This is a genomic window from Streptomyces sp. CBMA156 (genome assembly GCF_014596515.1).
Taxonomy (GTDB): domain Bacteria; phylum Actinomycetota; class Actinomycetes; order Streptomycetales; family Streptomycetaceae; genus Kitasatospora.
Genome location: NZ_MSJQ01000389.1, coordinates 26,240 through 44,331, shown reverse-complemented (window position 1 = coordinate 44,331; position 18,092 = coordinate 26,240). Strand labels below are relative to the sequence as shown.

Here is an 18,092-nt window from a genome sequence, read left to right as displayed (position 1 = left end):
GCTGGTTCGGCTCGCCGCTCGCCGCGACCGAGGCGGCGCTGGAGCTGAGGGCCGGCGGCGCGCAGAGCGTGCGCGAGGCCGTGCGCACCCGGCCCTGGGAGGAGGCCAGGCGACGCGCCGTCGAGCAGGTCGGCGCCACCGGGTGGGCGGGGCACTGGGCGCTCACCGGCGGCGAACTCGGTCCGGTCACCACACCGCTCGCCGACCGGCTGCGCAACGCCGTGCTCGACCGGCTCGCCCCCGAGGCCGACCGGGAGGACGACGTCGCCGTCGCCGAACAGGCCAGGTCCCGCCGCACCACCGTCCGGCTCGCCCTGCTGGACGCGGTGCGCGGCCAGCACGACGCTCCGTGGTTCGCCGCCTTCGAGGCCGCCGGCGCGAGCGCCGACGCCGTCGCACCGCTCGCCGAACTGGCCGGGGAAGCCGGCTGGTGGTGGCCGTACCGGGAGGTGGCCCTGCTCAGCGAACGGCCGACCGCGCTGCACCGCGACGAGGCCGGCCGGCTCGACCGGGCGGACGGGCCCGCCCTGGAGTACGCCGACGGCTTCGCCCTGCACGCCTGGCGCGGCATGCCCGTCCCACCGGAGTTCCTGGCGACCCTGGCAGAGGTGACCGTCGAGCGGATCCGCACCGAGGAGAACGCCGAGCTGCGCCGCGTCCTGCTGGAGCACTACGGCTACGAGCGCTACCTGGCCGACTCCGGCGCCGAGCCCATCCACCGGGACGAGACCGGTGTGCTCTGGCGGATCGTCCTGCCCGACGACGAGCCGGTGGTGATGGTCGAGGTGGTCAACTCCACCCCCGAGCCGGACGGCACCCACCGCACCTACTGGCTGCGCGTCCCGCCGGGCACCCGCACCGCGCGCGCCGGTGTCGCCTGGACCTTCGGCATACCCGAGACCGCCTACCACCCGCAGCGCGAGACCTGATCGCGGACGCCTCCCGGCATCCGGAGCGGGCCTCCGAGTCGCGCGTGTTGACCCTTACCCCACGTCAGGCCGCACGGTGGGGGCGCAGCAGAACGCACGGATGATCGGAGGGACGCATGAGCTGGTCGGTAGGTCAGGTCTCCGGCTTCGCCGGGGTCACGATCCGGACCCTGCACCACTACGACCGGTCCGGGCTGCTCGCGCCCAGCGAGCGCAGCCCGGCCGGCTACCGGCTCTACACCGGCGCGGACCTCGCCAGGCTCCAGCAGATCCTCTTCTACCGGGAACTCGGCTTCCCGCTCGACGAGATCGCCGACATCCTGGCGGACCCGCAGGCCAACGCGCTCGACCACCTGGTGACGAGACGGCAGGCCCTCGCCGAGCAGATCACCCGGCTGCAGAAGCTGGTCGACGTCGCCGAGCGGGCCATCGAGGTCCAGCGCACCGGGGTCGAGCTGACCCCGGAGGAGCGCTTCGAGGTCTTCGGGGACGTGGTCTTCGACCTCAGTTACGCCGCCGACGCCCACCTCAAGTGGGGTGAGCGGGACAGCCACCAGGAGGCCCTGGCCCGCGCCGCCACCCACTCCAAGGAGGACTGGCAGCAGCTGATGGCGGAGGCCGCCGAATGGCGAGGCCGGCTGCTGGACGCCTTCGACGGGGGACTGCCGGTCGACCACGTCACGGTGCTCGGCCTCGCCGAGCAGCACCGGCAGCACATCACCCGGTGGTTCACGCCCTGCCCGCCGGAGATGCACTGCCGGATCGCCGACGACTACGAGGCGGACGCCCGCGCCTTCGCCCTGGTCGTACCGCCGGCCGACCAGCGGCCGGGCCTGGCAGGCTACCTCCGCGCGGCCATCGGCGCGAACGCCGAGCGGCGCACCGCGACCGGAACCGGGGCGGGCCGATGAGGATCCTCGTGATGGCCGCGGGCTCGCATGGCGACGTCGCCCCCTACACCGGTCTCGGGGCTCATCTGCGCGGTGCGGGGCACGAGGTCGCGCTCGCGGCGCCCGAGACCTTCCGCGGGCTGGTGGCCGGCAGCGGGCTCGACTTCCGTCCGCTCCCGGCCGACCCGCGCGGTGCGGGCACCGAGCCGACGGGCGGGCGCTCCGAACTGCTCGCGCGGGCCGCGGCGTTCATCGGGCAGCTGGGTGACGGGCTCGCGGACGCCGCCGCGCCCGGAGCCGACCTGCTCCTGCTCGGCACCACCACCGCACCGCTGGGCTGGCACCTGGCGGAGGCGATGGACGTCCCCACCCTGGGGGTCTATCTGCAACCCATGCTGCCGACCCGGGAGTTCCCGCCGGTGGTCGGGGGCGGCCGCTCGCTGGGGAGCTGGGGCAACCGGGCGGCGGGGGCGCTCGGGCAGCGGGTCGTCGACCGCCTGCACACCGAGGCCGCACGCCGGCTGCGGTCGCGGCTGGGCCTTCCGGCACTCTCCCAGACCGCACGCCGACGGGCCCTGGAGCGGGCGGACTGGCCGGTGCTGCACGGCTTCAGCCCGAGCCTGGTACCGCGTCCGGCGGACTGGCGGCCGGGGCTGCGCGTGGTCGGCAACTGGTGGCCCCACGTGGCGGACGACCACTGCCTCCCGGCCGAGGTCGAGGGCTTCCTGCGGGCCGGGCCGCCGCCGGTGTTCATCGGCTTCGGCAGCATGGCGGCAGGACAGGGCGAGCGGCTGAGCGCCCTGGCGCTGGAAGCCCTGGGGCGGGCGGGCGTCCGGGGAGTGGTGCAGGCCGGTTGGGCCGGGATCGCCGGGGAGGGCGACGACGTGCTGACGATCGGCGAACTGCCGCACGCCCGGCTGTTCCCGCGCATGGCGGCCGTCGTGCACCACGCGGGGGCGGGCACGGCAGCCGCGACGCTGCGCGCGGGTGTGCCGAGCGTCCCGGTCCCGGTGATGGCCGACCAGCCGTTCTGGGCCGGCCGGCTCACCCGGGCCGGCGCGGCGACGGCTCCGGTGCGGTTCGCCGACCTGACCGCAGCGCGGCTGGCGGTGGCCATCCGTCAGGCCGTCGAGGAGCAGCGGCTGCGGGAGCGGGCACAGGAGGCGGCTCGCGCGATGGCGAAGGAGGACGGCGCGGCCCGGGTCGCGGAGGCGGTGGCGGCCATGGGTCGGTAGTGGAGGAGGACGGCGAGCGCCACGCGGTTCCCGCGCCAGGGCTCGCTCCAGTGGGCCGAGCACCACGGTGCCGCACAGAGGTGCCGCACACCGGTGCCGCCGTCGGACGGCGGAGACGGGAGGTCAGGGGGTCCTCCCGCCACTGCCAGAGGTCCGCACATCGCGGCGAGTGCCGAGGCTCCCTCTTTCCCCGTCGTGAGACCGGCGTTCGTGGCCAGGCGCAGTCGGACGTTGCTCGCACCGTCGCAGGCACGCCAACGGTCGAAGAGGTGAGCCAAGTCTCCGTCCAGGCAGAGCGACGGCACGTTCCAAGGACCCCGGCGCTTTGTCCGCCCCGGCCGCCGCCACATCAACCACGTCCACCCACGGGCCTGTTCACTGGTGCGTACCCGGCCCAGGAAGCCGGAACGCGGAAGGTCCCGACAAGTACCACAGCCGTGGGACGACGGGCTGCTCACCGCGGTTCCACGGTGAGCAGCCCGTCACGAGGGCGCGTCCGCCGGCCCGGTCACCGCTCGGCCGGGACCCCCGGTGCGGAGGCGCCGGCCGGGGCCGCGAGCGAACCGAGGAGCTGCGCGACCGGGTCGGCGCTGCCCGAGGCGCTCAGCTCCTGCACCAGCTCGCAGTTCCTGGCGACCCTGCTGGAGACCCAGTCGCGCAGCCACTCGGACAGCTGCGGGAGCGGCAGGTCGGACGGGGCCAGCCCGGTGAGCACGCACCCGGTCGCCGCCGCCCCGCCGACGTTGACGACCACGTCCGGCAGGACGGTGTGGCCGGCCTCGCGCAGCAACCGGCGGGCCGGTGCGGTGCAGCTCAGGTTTCCGCCCTCGACCACCAGGCGGGCCCGGACCGCCGGCACCGCCTCCTCGTCGACCGCGGAGGCGGACGCCGCCAGCACCAGCACGTCGGCGTCGACGTGCAGCCACGCCCGCCCGGGCCCGTGGGCCGTGACCCGGGCGGGCAGCCGGCTCCGGTCGATCGTGCCGTCGCTGCTGGTGAGCGCGGCGAGTTCGGCGACGGGCAGTCCGCGCTGGTCCTCGACGGTGCCCCGGACGTCGGCCACCGCCACCACCAGGTGGCCGTGGGCGGCGAGGTGGCCGGCCACCGCGCGCCCGACGGTGCCGAAGCCCTGGATCGCGACGCGCTGAGGGGTCCGCGCACCGGAGGCCCGCAGGGCAGACCGAGGCGGCGCTGGAGCTGAGGGCCGGCGGCGCGCAGAGCGTGCGCGAGGCCGTGCGCACCCGGCCCTGGGAGGAGGCCAGGCGACGCGCCGTCGAGCAGGTCGGCGCCACCGGGTGGGCGGGGCACTGGGCGCTCACCGGCGGCGAACTCGGTCCGGTCACCACACCGCTCGCCGACCGGCTGCGCAACGCCGTGCTCGACCGGCTCGCCCCCGAGGCCGACCGGGAGGACGACGTCGCCGTCGCCGAACAGGCCAGGTCCCGCCGCACCACCGTCCGGCTCGCCCTGCTGGACGCGGTGCGCGGCCAGCACGACGCTCCGTGGTTCGCCGCCTTCGAGGCCGCCGGCGCGAGCGCCGACGCCGTCGCACCGCTCGCCGAACTGGCCGGGGAAGCCGGCTGGTGGTGGCCGTACCGGGAGGTGGCCCTGCTCAGCGAACGGCCGACCGCGCTGCACCGCGACGAGGCCGGCCGGCTCGACCGGGCGGACGGGCCCGCCCTGGAGTACGCCGACGGCTTCGCCCTGCACGCCTGGCGCGGCATGCCCGTCCCACCGGAGTTCCTGGCGACCCTGGCAGAGGTGACCGTCGAGCGGATCCGCACCGAGGAGAACGCCGAGCTGCGCCGCGTCCTGCTGGAGCACTACGGCTACGAGCGCTACCTGGCCGACTCCGGCGCCGAGCCCATCCACCGGGACGAGACCGGTGTGCTCTGGCGGATCGTCCTGCCCGACGACGAGCCGGTGGTGATGGTCGAGGTGGTCAACTCCACCCCCGAGCCGGACGGCACCCACCGCACCTACTGGCTGCGCGTCCCGCCGGGCACCCGCACCGCGCGCGCCGGTGTCGCCTGGACCTTCGGCATACCCGAGACCGCCTACCACCCGCAGCGCGAGACCTGATCGCGGACGCCTCCCGGCATCCGGAGCGGGCCTCCGAGTCGCGCGTGTTGACCCTTACCCCACGTCAGGCCGCACGGTGGGGGCGCAGCAGAACGCACGGATGATCGGAGGGACGCATGAGCTGGTCGGTAGGTCAGGTCTCCGGCTTCGCCGGGGTCACGATCCGGACCCTGCACCACTACGACCGGTCCGGGCTGCTCGCGCCCAGCGAGCGCAGCCCGGCCGGCTACCGGCTCTACACCGGCGCGGACCTCGCCAGGCTCCAGCAGATCCTCTTCTACCGGGAACTCGGCTTCCCGCTCGACGAGATCGCCGACATCCTGGCGGACCCGCAGGCCAACGCGCTCGACCACCTGGTGACGAGACGGCAGGCCCTCGCCGAGCAGATCACCCGGCTGCAGAAGCTGGTCGACGTCGCCGAGCGGGCCATCGAGGTCCAGCGCACCGGGGTCGAGCTGACCCCGGAGGAGCGCTTCGAGGTCTTCGGGGACGTGGTCTTCGACCTCAGTTACGCCGCCGACGCCCACCTCAAGTGGGGTGAGCGGGACAGCCACCAGGAGGCCCTGGCCCGCGCCGCCACCCACTCCAAGGAGGACTGGCAGCAGCTGATGGCGGAGGCCGCCGAATGGCGAGGCCGGCTGCTGGACGCCTTCGACGGGGGACTGCCGGTCGACCACGTCACGGTGCTCGGCCTCGCCGAGCAGCACCGGCAGCACATCACCCGGTGGTTCACGCCCTGCCCGCCGGAGATGCACTGCCGGATCGCCGACGACTACGAGGCGGACGCCCGCGCCTTCGCCCTGGTCGTACCGCCGGCCGACCAGCGGCCGGGCCTGGCAGGCTACCTCCGCGCGGCCATCGGCGCGAACGCCGAGCGGCGCACCGCGACCGGAACCGGGGCGGGCCGATGAGGATCCTCGTGATGGCCGCGGGCTCGCATGGCGACGTCGCCCCCTACACCGGTCTCGGGGCTCATCTGCGCGGTGCGGGGCACGAGGTCGCGCTCGCGGCGCCCGAGACCTTCCGCGGGCTGGTGGCCGGCAGCGGGCTCGACTTCCGTCCGCTCCCGGCCGACCCGCGCGGTGCGGGCACCGAGCCGACGGGCGGGCGCTCCGAACTGCTCGCGCGGGCCGCGGCGTTCATCGGGCAGCTGGGTGACGGGCTCGCGGACGCCGCCGCGCCCGGAGCCGACCTGCTCCTGCTCGGCACCACCACCGCACCGCTGGGCTGGCACCTGGCGGAGGCGATGGACGTCCCCACCCTGGGGGTCTATCTGCAACCCATGCTGCCGACCCGGGAGTTCCCGCCGGTGGTCGGGGGCGGCCGCTCGCTGGGGAGCTGGGGCAACCGGGCGGCGGGGGCGCTCGGGCAGCGGGTCGTCGACCGCCTGCACACCGAGGCCGCACGCCGGCTGCGGTCGCGGCTGGGCCTTCCGGCACTCTCCCAGACCGCACGCCGACGGGCCCTGGAGCGGGCGGACTGGCCGGTGCTGCACGGCTTCAGCCCGAGCCTGGTACCGCGTCCGGCGGACTGGCGGCCGGGGCTGCGCGTGGTCGGCAACTGGTGGCCCCACGTGGCGGACGACCACTGCCTCCCGGCCGAGGTCGAGGGCTTCCTGCGGGCCGGGCCGCCGCCGGTGTTCATCGGCTTCGGCAGCATGGCGGCAGGACAGGGCGAGCGGCTGAGCGCCCTGGCGCTGGAAGCCCTGGGGCGGGCGGGCGTCCGGGGAGTGGTGCAGGCCGGTTGGGCCGGGATCGCCGGGGAGGGCGACGACGTGCTGACGATCGGCGAACTGCCGCACGCCCGGCTGTTCCCGCGCATGGCGGCCGTCGTGCACCACGCGGGGGCGGGCACGGCAGCCGCGACGCTGCGCGCGGGTGTGCCGAGCGTCCCGGTCCCGGTGATGGCCGACCAGCCGTTCTGGGCCGGCCGGCTCACCCGGGCCGGCGCGGCGACGGCTCCGGTGCGGTTCGCCGACCTGACCGCAGCGCGGCTGGCGGTGGCCATCCGTCAGGCCGTCGAGGAGCAGCGGCTGCGGGAGCGGGCACAGGAGGCGGCTCGCGCGATGGCGAAGGAGGACGGCGCGGCCCGGGTCGCGGAGGCGGTGGCGGCCATGGGTCGGTAGTGGAGGAGGACGGCGAGCGCCACGCGGTTCCCGCGCCAGGGCTCGCTCCAGTGGGCCGAGCACCACGGTGCCGCACAGAGGTGCCGCACACCGGTGCCGCCGTCGGACGGCGGAGACGGGAGGTCAGGGGGTCCTCCCGCCACTGCCAGAGGTCCGCACATCGCGGCGAGTGCCGAGGCTCCCTCTTTCCCCGTCGTGAGACCGGCGTTCGTGGCCAGGCGCAGTCGGACGTTGCTCGCACCGTCGCAGGCACGCCAACGGTCGAAGAGGTGAGCCAAGTCTCCGTCCAGGCAGAGCGACGGCACGTTCCAAGGACCCCGGCGCTTTGTCCGCCCCGGCCGCCGCCACATCAACCACGTCCACCCACGGGCCTGTTCACTGGTGCGTACCCGGCCCAGGAAGCCGGAACGCGGAAGGTCCCGACAAGTACCACAGCCGTGGGACGACGGGCTGCTCACCGCGGTTCCACGGTGAGCAGCCCGTCACGAGGGCGCGTCCGCCGGCCCGGTCACCGCTCGGCCGGGACCCCCGGTGCGGAGGCGCCGGCCGGGGCCGCGAGCGAACCGAGGAGCTGCGCGACCGGGTCGGCGCTGCCCGAGGCGCTCAGCTCCTGCACCAGCTCGCAGTTCCTGGCGACCCTGCTGGAGACCCAGTCGCGCAGCCACTCGGACAGCTGCGGGAGCGGCAGGTCGGACGGGGCCAGCCCGGTGAGCACGCACCCGGTCGCCGCCGCCCCGCCGACGTTGACGACCACGTCCGGCAGGACGGTGTGGCCGGCCTCGCGCAGCAACCGGCGGGCCGGTGCGGTGCAGCTCAGGTTTCCGCCCTCGACCACCAGGCGGGCCCGGACCGCCGGCACCGCCTCCTCGTCGACCGCGGAGGCGGACGCCGCCAGCACCAGCACGTCGGCGTCGACGTGCAGCCACGCCCGCCCGGGCCCGTGGGCCGTGACCCGGGCGGGCAGCCGGCTCCGGTCGATCGTGCCGTCGCTGCTGGTGAGCGCGGCGAGTTCGGCGACGGGCAGTCCGCGCTGGTCCTCGACGGTGCCCCGGACGTCGGCCACCGCCACCACCAGGTGGCCGTGGGCGGCGAGGTGGCCGGCCACCGCGCGCCCGACGGTGCCGAAGCCCTGGATCGCGACGCGCTGAGGGGTCCGCGCACCGGAGGCCCGCAGGGCACCGAGCACCGCGACGGCCACGCCGAAGCCGGTGATGTCGGCCATGTGGTCCCACAGTTCGGCCCAGCCGACGGTGAGGCGGGTGGTGCCGGGGCGGCGGGTGACGTCGTACCCGGCGGCCTCGAAGGCCAGCCGCCGGTCGGCGTAGGTGGTGCCCTGGTCGCAGCCCAGGTACACCCCGCCGTGCAGCAGTGGGGCCGCGGCGCGGCCGAACCCCCGCATCACCGACTGCCGTTCGACGGCGGCATGCGGATCGGGGGCGATGCCGGCCTTGGCGCCGCCGATGGGCAGGCCGACCAGCGCCAGCTTGTGGGTCATCGCCCTGGCGAGCCCGGTCAGCTCCTGCTCGGTCACCGTCGGGGTCATCCTGGTGCCGCCCATGGCCAGGCCGTCGACCATGGAGTCGACGACGACCCAGCCGCGGGCCCGGCACTCCGGGAGGTTCAGGGTGGTGGAGAGCATGGGCCCGGTCGCCGGGCGCGCACCGTGCGGCGCGAGCGTCCGGCTCACCGCGCACCCTCCTCCGGGACGGACCGCAGGCGCAGGCTGCGGGGGCGCATGTCGGTCCACACGCGTTCGATGTGCGCGAGGCAGTCGTCCTTCGCGCCCCGTACGCCGGCTTCGTGCCAGCCCGCCGGCGTCTCGCGGTCGGCGGACCAGATCGAGTACTGCTCCTCGTCGTTGACGACGACCTTCCACTGCTCGGGTGCTTCGCTGGTCATGCCGTTACCTCCGGATGTCGGTGCTTGGGGGTCCGCCGGGCGGCGGAGGGGTGGAGCCGGTTCGTGGCCGGCGTCGGGGCGGGTGCCGCGACGGGTGGCGAGGCGGGCGTCGAGGCGGGCGTCGAGGCCGTCCAGCCAGGCCGGCAGGCTGGGGGTGCGCAGCAGGCCCGTCCCGATGAGCACACCGGCGAAGCCCTCCTCGACGAGACGGGCGGCATCGTCGGGGGAGCGGATGGCCCCGGCGCTCACCGGGCACCGGGTGCCGCTGCTCAGCACCGCGGGCAGGAGTGACGAGCTCCGTCCGAGGTCGCCCGCGCCGCGCTCGCGGTTGGCGATGTCCTTGTTGTTCACCGCGACCACGCACTCCTCGGCGCGTGGCACGCGGCTGATCTCCTCCTCGGTGGTGACCTCGACGAACGGCGTCAGGCCCAGGCGCAGGCCGAACTCGACCAGGTGGCCCAGGGTGGCGCGCGGCAGCAGCGCGGCGGTCAGCAGGACCGCGGACGCGCCGCTCTCGCGGGCCTGGTGCAGTTGGCTGCGGCGGGTGATGAAGTCCTTCTGCAGTACGGGCAGGTCCGTCGCTTCCATGACCTCGCGCAGCAGCTCCGGGGTGCCGCCGAACCACCGCCCGGTCACCACGGACAGGCAGGGGGCGCCGACGTCCCGGTAGTCGGCGACCAGCCGGGCGGCGGACCTGCCACCGAACAGGTCGTGCCCGGCGGAGTCCTGGCGCTTGAGCTCCATGATCACCGGTCGGCTGGCGTCCAGCAGCGCCTCGATGAACGCGGCCGTCATCCGGGCCCTCCGGCCGCCCCGGCGCCGTCCGGCACCCGCCAGCCGTGCCGCACGGTCGTGATCCGGTCGGTGCTCAGCCGTCCGTCGGGGTCCCTGGCCGCGGTGTCCACGTCGATGCCCAGGAACAGGGGGTGGTCCACCACCGCCCGGTAGTCCTCCCGGTTGTCGGCCGAGACGCCGCCGGCCAGCAGGAAGGGGCGTGAGAGGCGGTCGGCGATCCCGAGGACGGCCTCGCAGTCGGCGGGTTGCCCGGTACTGCCGATCCGGCCGTCCGCGGCCACCGCGTCCAGCAGGAAGAAGTCCGTTCCCGCCCGCTCGTAGGCCGCGATCAGGGACCGCTCCGCGCGGGTGTCCGTACCGAGGTGCAGCACCTTGACCACGGTGAGGTCCGTGGTGCTCTTCAGGGCGCGGACCAGTCCCGGCGGCTGGTAGCCGTGCAGTTGGACCCACGGCACCCGCCCCGCGGCCGTCGCCGCGCGAAGCGCCTCGGCGTCGTTGAGGAAGGTCACGAGGACCGGACGCAGTCGCGCCGTTCGGTGTACGGCGTCCGCGATCAGCGTGAGATGACGGAGCGTCAGTTCGGCACGGCCACCTGGAACGCCGTGCCACAGGCCGACGAGGTCGGCTCCGGCCCGGTCGAGCGATGCCACGTCCTCGGCCGAGGCGGCTCCGCAGATCTTGACCAGCATCAGGCGTCACAGCCCCAACATGGCGGCGACGCGGTTGCGTTGGATCTCCGACGTGCCCGAGTAGATCGGGCCGGCGACCGCGTCGCGCAGGTCCTTCTCCAGCCCGTACTCGGCCAGGTAGCCGCTGCCGCCGAAGATCTGCACGGCGGCCAGCGCGGAGGAGAGGTTGCTCTCGCTGGCGAGGAGCTTGCTGACGGCGATGTCCCTCGTGACGTTCTCGCCCGCCGTCAGCCGGACCGCCGTGTCGTAGAGCCACTTCCGCGCGGTGTCCAGGCCGATGCTCATCTCCACGAGCTTGTGGGAGATCGACTGGTACGAGCCGATCGGACTGCCGAACTGGACGCGTCCCTTGGCGTACTCGACGCAGCGGTCGAGCCGGTACCGCATCTGTCCGGTGCTGATGACGAAGGAGCAGAGGATCTCCCACTTCATCACGTGGTCCAGGACCAGGAAACCGGATCCGATCCGGCCGATCACGGCGGACGCGGGGATCCTGCAGTCGTCGAAGTGCAGTTCGCTCAGCGGCGCGGTCCGCAGCCCCATGGTGGCGACGGGTGGCCCGATGACGAGGCCCGGGGTGTCCCGCTCCACGACGAAGGCGGTGATGCTGAGCGGGCCGCTGCTCGGGTGGGTGCGCGCGTACACCACGAACACGTCGGCCACCGGGCCGTTGGTGATGAAGGACTTGCCGCCCCGCAGGACGAAGCCGTCGCCCTCGCGGGTGGCCGTGGTCCTCATCGCGAGCGCGTCGGAGCCGCTCTCGGTCTCGCTGATCGCGTGCGCCCCGATCGTCTCTCCCGAGCAGATCCCCGGCAGGTGGCGCGCCTTGAGCTCCGGCGAGCCGAACCGTTGCAGTGGGACTCCGACGCCGACCAGGTGGGTGGCGACCGAGAAGTTCAGTCCGCCGTCACGGCACCCGGTGCCGAGTCGTTCGAGCACGTGCATGGTGGTGAGCAGGTCCTGGCCCAGCCCGCCCCACTGCTCGTCGAACGGCAGGCCGAGGATTCCGGACCTCTGGATCAGCTTCCACTTGTCCCACGGGAAGGCTCCTTCGGCGTCCCCTTCGAGGTGGCCGGAGCTGAGCTCCTCGCACCACTGGGCGATCCCCTCGCCCAGGGCGATCTGGTCGGCGTTCCACCTGATCATCTGTCAGTCCTGTCAGTATTCGGAGAAGTCGGCCGAGTCCAGGTCGTGGCGTTCGTCGCCGCGCAACGCGGGCGAGAACACGCACACCAGCCGGAGGTCCTCGTCCGGGCTCGCGATCAGGAAGTGGGCGTCGTTCCGGTCGAGGGCGTACAGGGTGCCCGGTTCGAGCGGGTGGGACGTGCCGTCGGTGTCCACGACCTCGCCCTTTCCCTCGATGCAGTAGCACGCCTCCAGGTGATGGCGGTACTCCAGCCGCGACTTGGTGCCGGCGCGGACGGTGGTGTCCGTCATCGTGTAGCCCAGGCCGTCGGATTCGAGAAGGAACCTGCGGCTGAGCCCGTTGCCCCAGTCCACGGTCTTCACCTCGGCAAGGTGTCGGACGATCATCGGGTGTGCCTCCTAGCGGCTTGTCGGATACGGCGAGACGTTCTGAACGAAGGTGTGGAACTCCTCGACCACGTCGGCCCCTTCGGCGAGGGCGTGCTCGATTCGGGCGACCCCGGCGCTGCCCACGACCGCGGCGTCGGCGCCGAGGCCGTGCAGCAGGTCGATGTCCGCCCTGGAGCGGACGCCGAACCCGACGGCGATCGGTACGACGGTCCTCGTCCGCAGTGCGGTCAGCGCGGCGGCCAGCTCCTGGTGGTCGGCCGTGAGCCCGCCGCCGCTGCGGCCGTAGTGGGCCACCAGGTACAGGTACGCGGTGGCGCACTCGGCGGCGGCGGCCTTCACCTCGGGCGCCGACGCGGCGTAGCAGGTGGCGACCAGGGGCAGCCCCGCCTCCCGCACCGCTTCGAGGCAGTCGGCCCGTAGCCGCGGCGGCAGGCCGTGCACCAGCAGCCCGTGGACGCCGGCGTCGGCGACCCGCCGGACGAAGCCCGGCACGGTCAGGTCCCTGACCGTGTGGCTCCAGTCGGCCAGCAGTGCCACCCGCAGGTGGCGCAGCCGGGGCAGGACCCCGCCGAGGAAGTCGAGCACCTCGTCGAGTCCGACGCCGTCGGCCAGGGCCCGCTGTGCCGACCGGCGGATGACGGGCCCGTCGGTGACCGAGTCCGGAAAGGGCACCGCCAGCTCCAGGCAGTCCACCTGGCAGTCGTCGAGCATCCGCATGACGTCGGCCAGGACGGGCAGCGGTGGATCCCCGGCGTTGAGGAACACCGCCAGGCCGGGCCGGTCCGGTGGCCGGCGGGCGAAGAACCCGCTCACCGCGCACGCGCCGGTCGGGCGCGGAGGCGGTCGACGAGGTCGCGGGCGGCGCCGCCGCGGAGGGCGTCGTCGGCCGCCTGGATCGCCTCCGGCCACCCGTCGATCAGCCCGCTCGCGACGGCCAGTGCGGCGGCGTTCAGACAGACGGTCCGCGTGGCGAGCGCCTTGCCCGCTCCGGAGAGCACGCCGAGGAAGTGGTCGACCACGTCCTCCCCTTCTGCGGCCGGCCGTAGGTCGGCGATCGTGCCGGTCGCGGTCGCGGTCGCGGTTCTGGGGCCGGAGCCGGCAGCCTCGGCCGGCAGCCGGATCGCGTCGGTGCCGTCATTGGTGAGGACGAGGTTGTCGACGGAGCCGACGAGCTCGTCGATTCCCAGCTCGTTGGAGCACAGCCAGATCCTCCGGTCGGCGACGGTGGCGGCGACCTGGCCCAGCGCCGGCAGCATCGAACGGTCCGAGACGCCGACGAGCTGGGCGGAGACCGGCACCGCGGCCAGGAAGGGGCCGACGGAGTTGATGAACCCGCCGATCATCCGCAGGTCCATCGGCACGATGCTCCGGGCCAGCAGCGCCACCTCCCGCGGGTAGACGAAGTTCCCCGGGAAGGCGATGCCGAATCGTTCCAGCTGGGCCTCGGTCCGCTCGTACGAGGCGGTCCTTCCGACGCCGAGACGGTCGAGCAGGTCATGGGAGCCGCAGGTGCTCGTGTAGGCGCGGGATCCCGTCTTGACGACGCGGACGCCCATGGCGGCGGCGAGGAAGGCCGCCGCGGTGGAGATGTTGAACGTGGCCGGCCCGCCTCCGGTGCCGACGATGTTGGCCGTGCCGTCCAGCCGCGCGGTGACGGCCGGCCGTCGTTCGTCCAGCGAGCGGAGCATCGCGACCAGCGTGTCCTGGTCGGGCATCCGGGTGGACAGCGAGGACAGCAGTGCCACCGACTCGCCGGGCCGGAGGGCGCCGTCACGCAGCTGGTCCCAGAAGGACCCCCACAGCTCCTGGTCGACGGCGCGGTCCCGGCGGATCAGCGCTCGCAGCACCTTGTGCATGACTAGGGGGCGTCCGTCCGGTGCGGCTGGGCCTGGTCGATGAACCTGCTGATCGAGCCGACGGAGCGGAAGCTGTCCGGGTCGAGGTCGAACTCCTCGACGCGCACGTCGAAGCGGTCCTCCAGCCAGGCGATCGTCTTGAGCAGACCGAGGCTGTCGATGACCCCGCCGTCCACGAGGTCGTAGTCGGAGTCCAGCTCGTTCGCGCCGACGTCGGGCAGGAACTCCTCGATGATGAACTGGGTGACTACCGCGGCGTGGTTCACGGGGCCGTTCCTTCGGTGGGCTGGGACGGGGAGCAGACGCGCTCGACGGGCGCGCGGTCGATCTTTCCGGTGGACGTCCTGGGCAGCGGGTCGTCCACGATCTGCAGGGTCGAGGGGACGGCGGTGAGCGGGAGGCGTTGTGCGCAGTGCCGGCGCAGCGCCAGCGAGTTCAGCCGGCTGTCCGGGGCGCGGCGGACCACGCTCCGCAGCAGGCGGCCGGCCACCGGGTCGGGTACGGCCACCACGGCCGCCTCGACGACCTCGGGATGGTCGAGCAGCACCTGTTCGACCTCGTGGGTGTTGACCCGGGTGCCGCGGACCTTGACCTGGTGGTCGTTCCGGCCTTCCAGGGTGATGCGGCCGTCCCGGTCCCGCCGGACGAGGTCGCCGCTGCGGAAGTAGCGCCGCGTCTCCCCGTCGTGGTGGTGGGTCGCGAACCTGTCCGCGTCCTGGGCCCGGTCCAGGTAGCCGTCGGTCTGAAAGGGCGTCGCGACGTGGAGTTCGCCGGTGCCCGGCCCGGTCACGATCCCGCCGTCGGCGCCGACGATCACCGCGTGGACGCCGGGCAGCGGACGTCCGATCGGCACCGGGCCGTCCGCCGGCTCGGTGCCGTCGACCTCGTGCAGGAAGCTGTCGTTGGTCTCGGTGCAGCCGTAGACGTTGTGGAGCCGCGCGCCGGGGAACAGGCGCGGAAGCTCGGCCAGGCAGCGGGCGGGCAGGCTGTCGCCGGTGAAGACGACGTGCTCGACGGTGTCGAGCCGCCGGCCGTTCTCCGCGGTCGCGCCGACCAGCAGTTGGTAGAACATCGGTACCGCCTGGACGAGTTGGACCGCGTGGCGGTCCACGAGGTCCAGCAGGTGGCCCGGGTGGGTGGCCCGGGCCGGATCGACCAGGACGACGCGACCGCCGTACTTGAGCGTGGTCCAGACGTCCAGCAGGCACAGGTCGAAGGTGAGCGGGGCGTAGTTGAGGACCGTCGTCCCACGACGGATGCCGAACCGCTCGCCGGCCCAGGTGGTGAAGCGGTCCACCGCCCCCGTGCTCAGTGGCACGATCTTCGGCCGCCCGGTGGAACCGGAGGTGGTGAACATGAAGGAGACGTCGCCGGGATCCGTGGCGCGCGGCGCCATCGGCTCCGCCCGCCGGTCGGGGGCCTCCGGCCCGGGGCCGGGAGCCCGGGGGCCCTCCGGCGACAGGACGTGCCGGATTCCGGCCCGCTCGGCCGACGCGTGGGAGGCTCTCCCCTCCGGCGTGGGCGCCGGCAGCAGCAGGAAGCGCCGCCCTTCCAGCAGGCAGGCGAGCACCAGGGCGATCGTCGAGGGCGACTTGGCGGCCGGGATGCCGATCGGCTCGTCCTCGTCCGGGGCGAGCCGGGCGATCCGCAGGCGCTCCCGCTCGGCCAGCCGGTGGAGTTCACGGTAGGTCGTCTCTTCCCCGTGCCATACCAGGGCCGGATCGCCGGGGTGGTCGACGGCGTGCGAGACGAATGAACCCACCAGGTTCTGCTGCTGCGTCATGACTTCTCCGAGTTCACGCAACAGGGTGGGCTCCATAGACAACGGATGAGTTCATGCAACGGGTTCACCGATCTCATTCGGGACAATGGAGGGCCGACACGAAAGGGGGCCCATCCGGCCGCCTTCCCGGCGAAAGAAGAATTATCACGTGGTGCCCGTCCACGGAAGTGGGGTGCTCGATCGGCATCATGACGGCACGTCAGAGCGGGTCCCGCGGCCGGCCGCGCAGATGCTAGCCGTCGAGCGTGTTCAATCCGCATAAGGATTACCGTGGTCTGGCGTAAAGATTGTCCTGACGCCTTCGACCCTCTTCTCCGTCTTGCGGAGTGAGACGGGAGCTGCCTAGTATCCGCCGTACTGTTCGCGAATCAGCGAATCGGCGAGGGGATTTCCGGGACGCTTATGCGGTCCCGATCGCCGTGAAAGGTGGATCCGTCATGCCTGGCTCCGATCGGAGCGCGTACGCTCCGACCCCACTGTCCTTCGCCCAGCAACGGCTGTGGTTCCTCGACCGGCTGCGGCCGGGCCGGCCGGACCACAACGTCCCGACCGCGGTCCGCCTGCGTGGCCGGCTGGACCAGGAGGCGCTCGTCCGGGCGCTGACCGAAGTCGTGCGGCGCCACGAGGTGTTGCGCGGCAGGATCGTCGACTCCGAGGACGGCCCGTGCCACGTCACGGAGCCGGTCGAGACCTTCGTGCCGACGATCACCGATCTGACGCACACCCCGGCGGAGCAGGCCTGGCAGCGGGCCCGGGAGCTGGTGGCCGCCGATCTGGCGACCCCCTTCGACCTCGGGACCGCCCCGATGCTGCGGGCCCGACTGATCCACATCGCGACCGACGAACACCTGCTGGTTCTGGTGATCCACCACATCGCCTGTGACGGCTGGTCGCTGCCGGTGCTGTGGCAGGAGTTCTCCGCCGGGTACGGCGCCGCCGCCGACGGTCGGCCGATCGCCCTGCCGGACCTGCCCGTCCAGTACGCCGACTTCGCGGCCTGGCAGCGGAGCCACCAGGCCGGAACGACATTACAAGGCCAACTCGCTTACTGGCGCGAGCACTTGTCCGACCTGACCCCGTCGGCTCTCCCGACGGACCGGACGCGCCCCGCGGTGTGGTCGGGTCGGGGCGACCAGGTCGAGATCGAGATCCCCACGGAACTCGCCGACCGGGTCCGCGCCCTGGGGCGCGCCCACGAGGTGACGCCGTTCATGACGCTGCTGGCCGCCTTCCAGGTCCTGCTCGCGCGCTGCACGGGACGGGCCGACGTGACGGTGGGCACCCCGATCTCCGGGCGGACCCGGATCGAGGTGGAGCCGCTGGTCGGCTTCTTCGTCAACACGCTCGTCCTGCGCACCGACCTGTCGGGCGACCCCGGCTTCACCGACGTGCTCGCCCGGGTGCGGCGGTGCGCGGTGGAGGCCTACGCCCACCAGGACGTCCCCTTCGAGCAGCTGGTGCAGGAGCTGCGGCCCGAACGCGATCTCGGCCAACACCCGCTGTTCACCGTCATGTTCCAGCTGGAGGATCCGCCCCCGCTCCCGTCCGGCCTTCCCGGCATGGAAGTGAGTGTCCATCAGATACCGAACGAGGTGGCGAAGTTCGACATCGAGGTCTCCCTGACGGACCTCGGCGATCGCCTCACCGGCGTCATCCGCTACGCCGCCGACCTCTTCGAGCGTGACACGGTGCGGCGGCTCGCCGAGGGCTTCACGGCGCTGCTCGGCCATCTCGTCGGCGCTCCCGAACGGCCGATATCGGCCTGGGAGACCCCTCCCGGCCTCCGTGTGAGCCCCGCCGCTCCCGCCTCTCCGGCTGCTCCCACCGTGCACCCCGCGGCCCCGCGGCCCGATGCCGACCAGGCCGGCGCTCCCGCCGCCGAGACCGAGACCGAACTCCTCGTGCTGGAGACCTGGGCCGAGGTGCTCGGAGTCACCCCGGACGGCGTGCACAGCGACTTCTTCGAGCTGGGCGGCCACTCGCTCCTCGCCTCGAAGGTCATGTCCCGACTCGGCCGGGCACTCGACCTCGAACTGCCGGTCGTCCTGCTCTTCTACCACCCGACCGTCGCCGAACTCGCCGACGGCATCGACGCGGCGCTGCTGGCGGACCTCGGCGCCGCCGAGGCGGAACCGCTTCCTGTCGGAAAGGCCCGTCACCCGTGAAGGCACAGCACAGTCGCCCCGAGCCCGGCCGGCCGACCGGTTCCACGCAGACCGGTACGCGGGCCCTGCTCGATCAACGCGTCCGCGCGGCCCGGAACAGGGCCGCCG

At 73.6% G+C, this 18,092-nt stretch carries 16 protein-coding genes and 2 pseudogenes; 7 read left to right on the top strand and 11 right to left on the bottom strand.

Annotated elements, in window-relative coordinates:
- The 3 genes from BU198_RS34775 to BU198_RS34765 form a co-directional block, all read left to right on the top strand.
- The coding region (locus tag BU198_RS34775; RefSeq protein WP_188300840.1) for a DUF6745 domain-containing protein at positions 1–929 on the top strand (929 nt) is incomplete at its 5' end.
- 116 nt (positions 930–1,045) lie between these two features.
- Positions 1,046–1,840, top strand: a complete 795-nt coding sequence (locus BU198_RS34770) for a MerR family transcriptional regulator (protein ID WP_188300838.1) — start codon at positions 1,046–1,048, stop codon at positions 1,838–1,840.
- Positions 1,837–3,054: a glycosyltransferase gene (locus tag BU198_RS34765; RefSeq protein ID WP_188300837.1), complete on the top strand. Its 1,218-nt coding sequence runs from the start codon at positions 1,837–1,839 to the stop codon at positions 3,052–3,054. Before BU198_RS34770 ends, BU198_RS34765 begins: the two co-directional genes overlap by 4 nt.
- A gap of 508 nt (positions 3,055–3,562) precedes the next feature.
- Here BU198_RS34765 and BU198_RS34760 read toward each other — a convergent pair.
- Positions 3,563–4,159: a hypothetical protein gene (locus BU198_RS34760; RefSeq protein WP_317620458.1), complete on the bottom strand. Its 597-nt coding sequence runs from the start codon at positions 4,157–4,159 to the stop codon at positions 3,563–3,565.
- An 80-nt stretch (positions 4,160–4,239) separates the two neighbouring features.
- Between BU198_RS34760 and BU198_RS34755 the strand changes: the two are divergent.
- From BU198_RS34755 to BU198_RS34745, 3 genes and pseudogenes are all read left to right on the top strand, one after another.
- Positions 4,240–5,136 (top strand): annotated as a pseudogene (locus tag BU198_RS34755) (DUF6745 domain-containing protein); the annotation flags it as partial.
- Between the two features lie 116 nt (positions 5,137–5,252).
- The gene (locus BU198_RS34750) at positions 5,253–6,047 is read left to right on the top strand and encodes a MerR family transcriptional regulator (protein WP_188300838.1); all 795 of its coding nucleotides are present in this window, start codon (positions 5,253–5,255) and stop codon (positions 6,045–6,047) included.
- Positions 6,044–7,261 (top strand): glycosyltransferase, encoded by a 1,218-nt coding sequence (locus tag BU198_RS34745; protein ID WP_188300837.1) that lies wholly within the window; start codon positions 6,044–6,046, stop codon positions 7,259–7,261. Before BU198_RS34750 ends, BU198_RS34745 begins: the two co-directional genes overlap by 4 nt.
- Positions 7,262–7,769: 508 nt before the next feature.
- Here the strand turns inward: BU198_RS34745 and BU198_RS34740 are convergent.
- The 10 genes and pseudogenes from BU198_RS34740 to BU198_RS34695 all read right to left on the bottom strand — a co-directional run bounded on the left by BU198_RS34740 (position 7,770) and on the right by BU198_RS34695 (position 15,819).
- Complete coding sequence (locus tag BU198_RS34740) at positions 7,770–8,948, bottom strand: Glu/Leu/Phe/Val dehydrogenase dimerization domain-containing protein (RefSeq protein ID WP_317620457.1); 1,179 nt, start codon at positions 8,946–8,948, stop codon at positions 7,770–7,772.
- Positions 8,945–9,160 carry an MbtH family protein gene (locus BU198_RS34735; protein WP_188300843.1) on the bottom strand — a complete coding sequence of 72 codons (216 nt, stop codon included), beginning with the start codon at positions 9,158–9,160 and terminating at the stop codon, positions 8,945–8,947. The genes BU198_RS34740 and BU198_RS34735 overlap by 4 nt, the downstream gene beginning before the upstream one ends.
- Before the next feature lie 207 nt (positions 9,161–9,367).
- Positions 9,368–9,904, bottom strand: a pseudogene (locus tag BU198_RS34730) (indole-3-glycerol-phosphate synthase); the annotation flags it as partial.
- Between the two features lie 47 nt (positions 9,905–9,951).
- Positions 9,952–10,644 (bottom strand): phosphoribosylanthranilate isomerase, encoded by a 693-nt coding sequence (locus tag BU198_RS34725; protein ID WP_188300836.1) that lies wholly within the window; start codon positions 10,642–10,644, stop codon positions 9,952–9,954.
- Positions 10,645–10,650: 6 nt separating this feature from the next.
- Positions 10,651–11,790, bottom strand: coding sequence for an acyl-CoA dehydrogenase family protein (locus BU198_RS34720; RefSeq protein ID WP_188300835.1), 1,140 nt, complete (start codon positions 11,788–11,790; stop codon positions 10,651–10,653).
- 12 nt (positions 11,791–11,802) lie between these two features.
- Positions 11,803–12,177: an ectoine synthase gene (locus tag BU198_RS34715; RefSeq protein WP_188300834.1), complete on the bottom strand. Its 375-nt coding sequence runs from the start codon at positions 12,175–12,177 to the stop codon at positions 11,803–11,805.
- A 12-nt stretch (positions 12,178–12,189) separates the two neighbouring features.
- The gene (gene trpA / locus BU198_RS34710; RefSeq protein WP_188300833.1) at positions 12,190–12,993 is read right to left on the bottom strand and encodes a tryptophan synthase subunit alpha; all 804 of its coding nucleotides are present in this window, start codon (positions 12,991–12,993) and stop codon (positions 12,190–12,192) included.
- Entirely contained in the window at positions 12,990–14,036 is a 1,047-nt protein-coding gene (locus BU198_RS34705) for an anthranilate phosphoribosyltransferase (protein ID WP_188300832.1), read from the bottom strand. Before BU198_RS34705 ends, trpA begins: the two co-directional genes overlap by 4 nt.
- 2 nt (positions 14,037–14,038) lie before the next feature.
- Positions 14,039–14,302 carry a phosphopantetheine-binding protein gene (locus BU198_RS34700; protein ID WP_188300831.1) on the bottom strand — a complete coding sequence of 88 codons (264 nt, stop codon included), beginning with the start codon at positions 14,300–14,302 and terminating at the stop codon, positions 14,039–14,041.
- Complete coding sequence (locus tag BU198_RS34695; RefSeq protein WP_188300830.1) at positions 14,299–15,819, bottom strand: AMP-binding protein; 1,521 nt, start codon at positions 15,817–15,819, stop codon at positions 14,299–14,301. Before BU198_RS34695 ends, BU198_RS34700 begins: the two co-directional genes overlap by 4 nt.
- A gap of 437 nt (positions 15,820–16,256) precedes the next feature.
- Here BU198_RS34695 and BU198_RS34690 point away from each other — a divergent pair, with 437 nt between their 5' ends.
- Positions 16,257–17,984 carry a condensation domain-containing protein gene (locus BU198_RS34690; RefSeq protein WP_188300829.1) on the top strand — a complete coding sequence of 576 codons (1,728 nt, stop codon included), beginning with the start codon at positions 16,257–16,259 and terminating at the stop codon, positions 17,982–17,984.
- Positions 17,985–18,092: the final 108 nt, after the last annotated feature.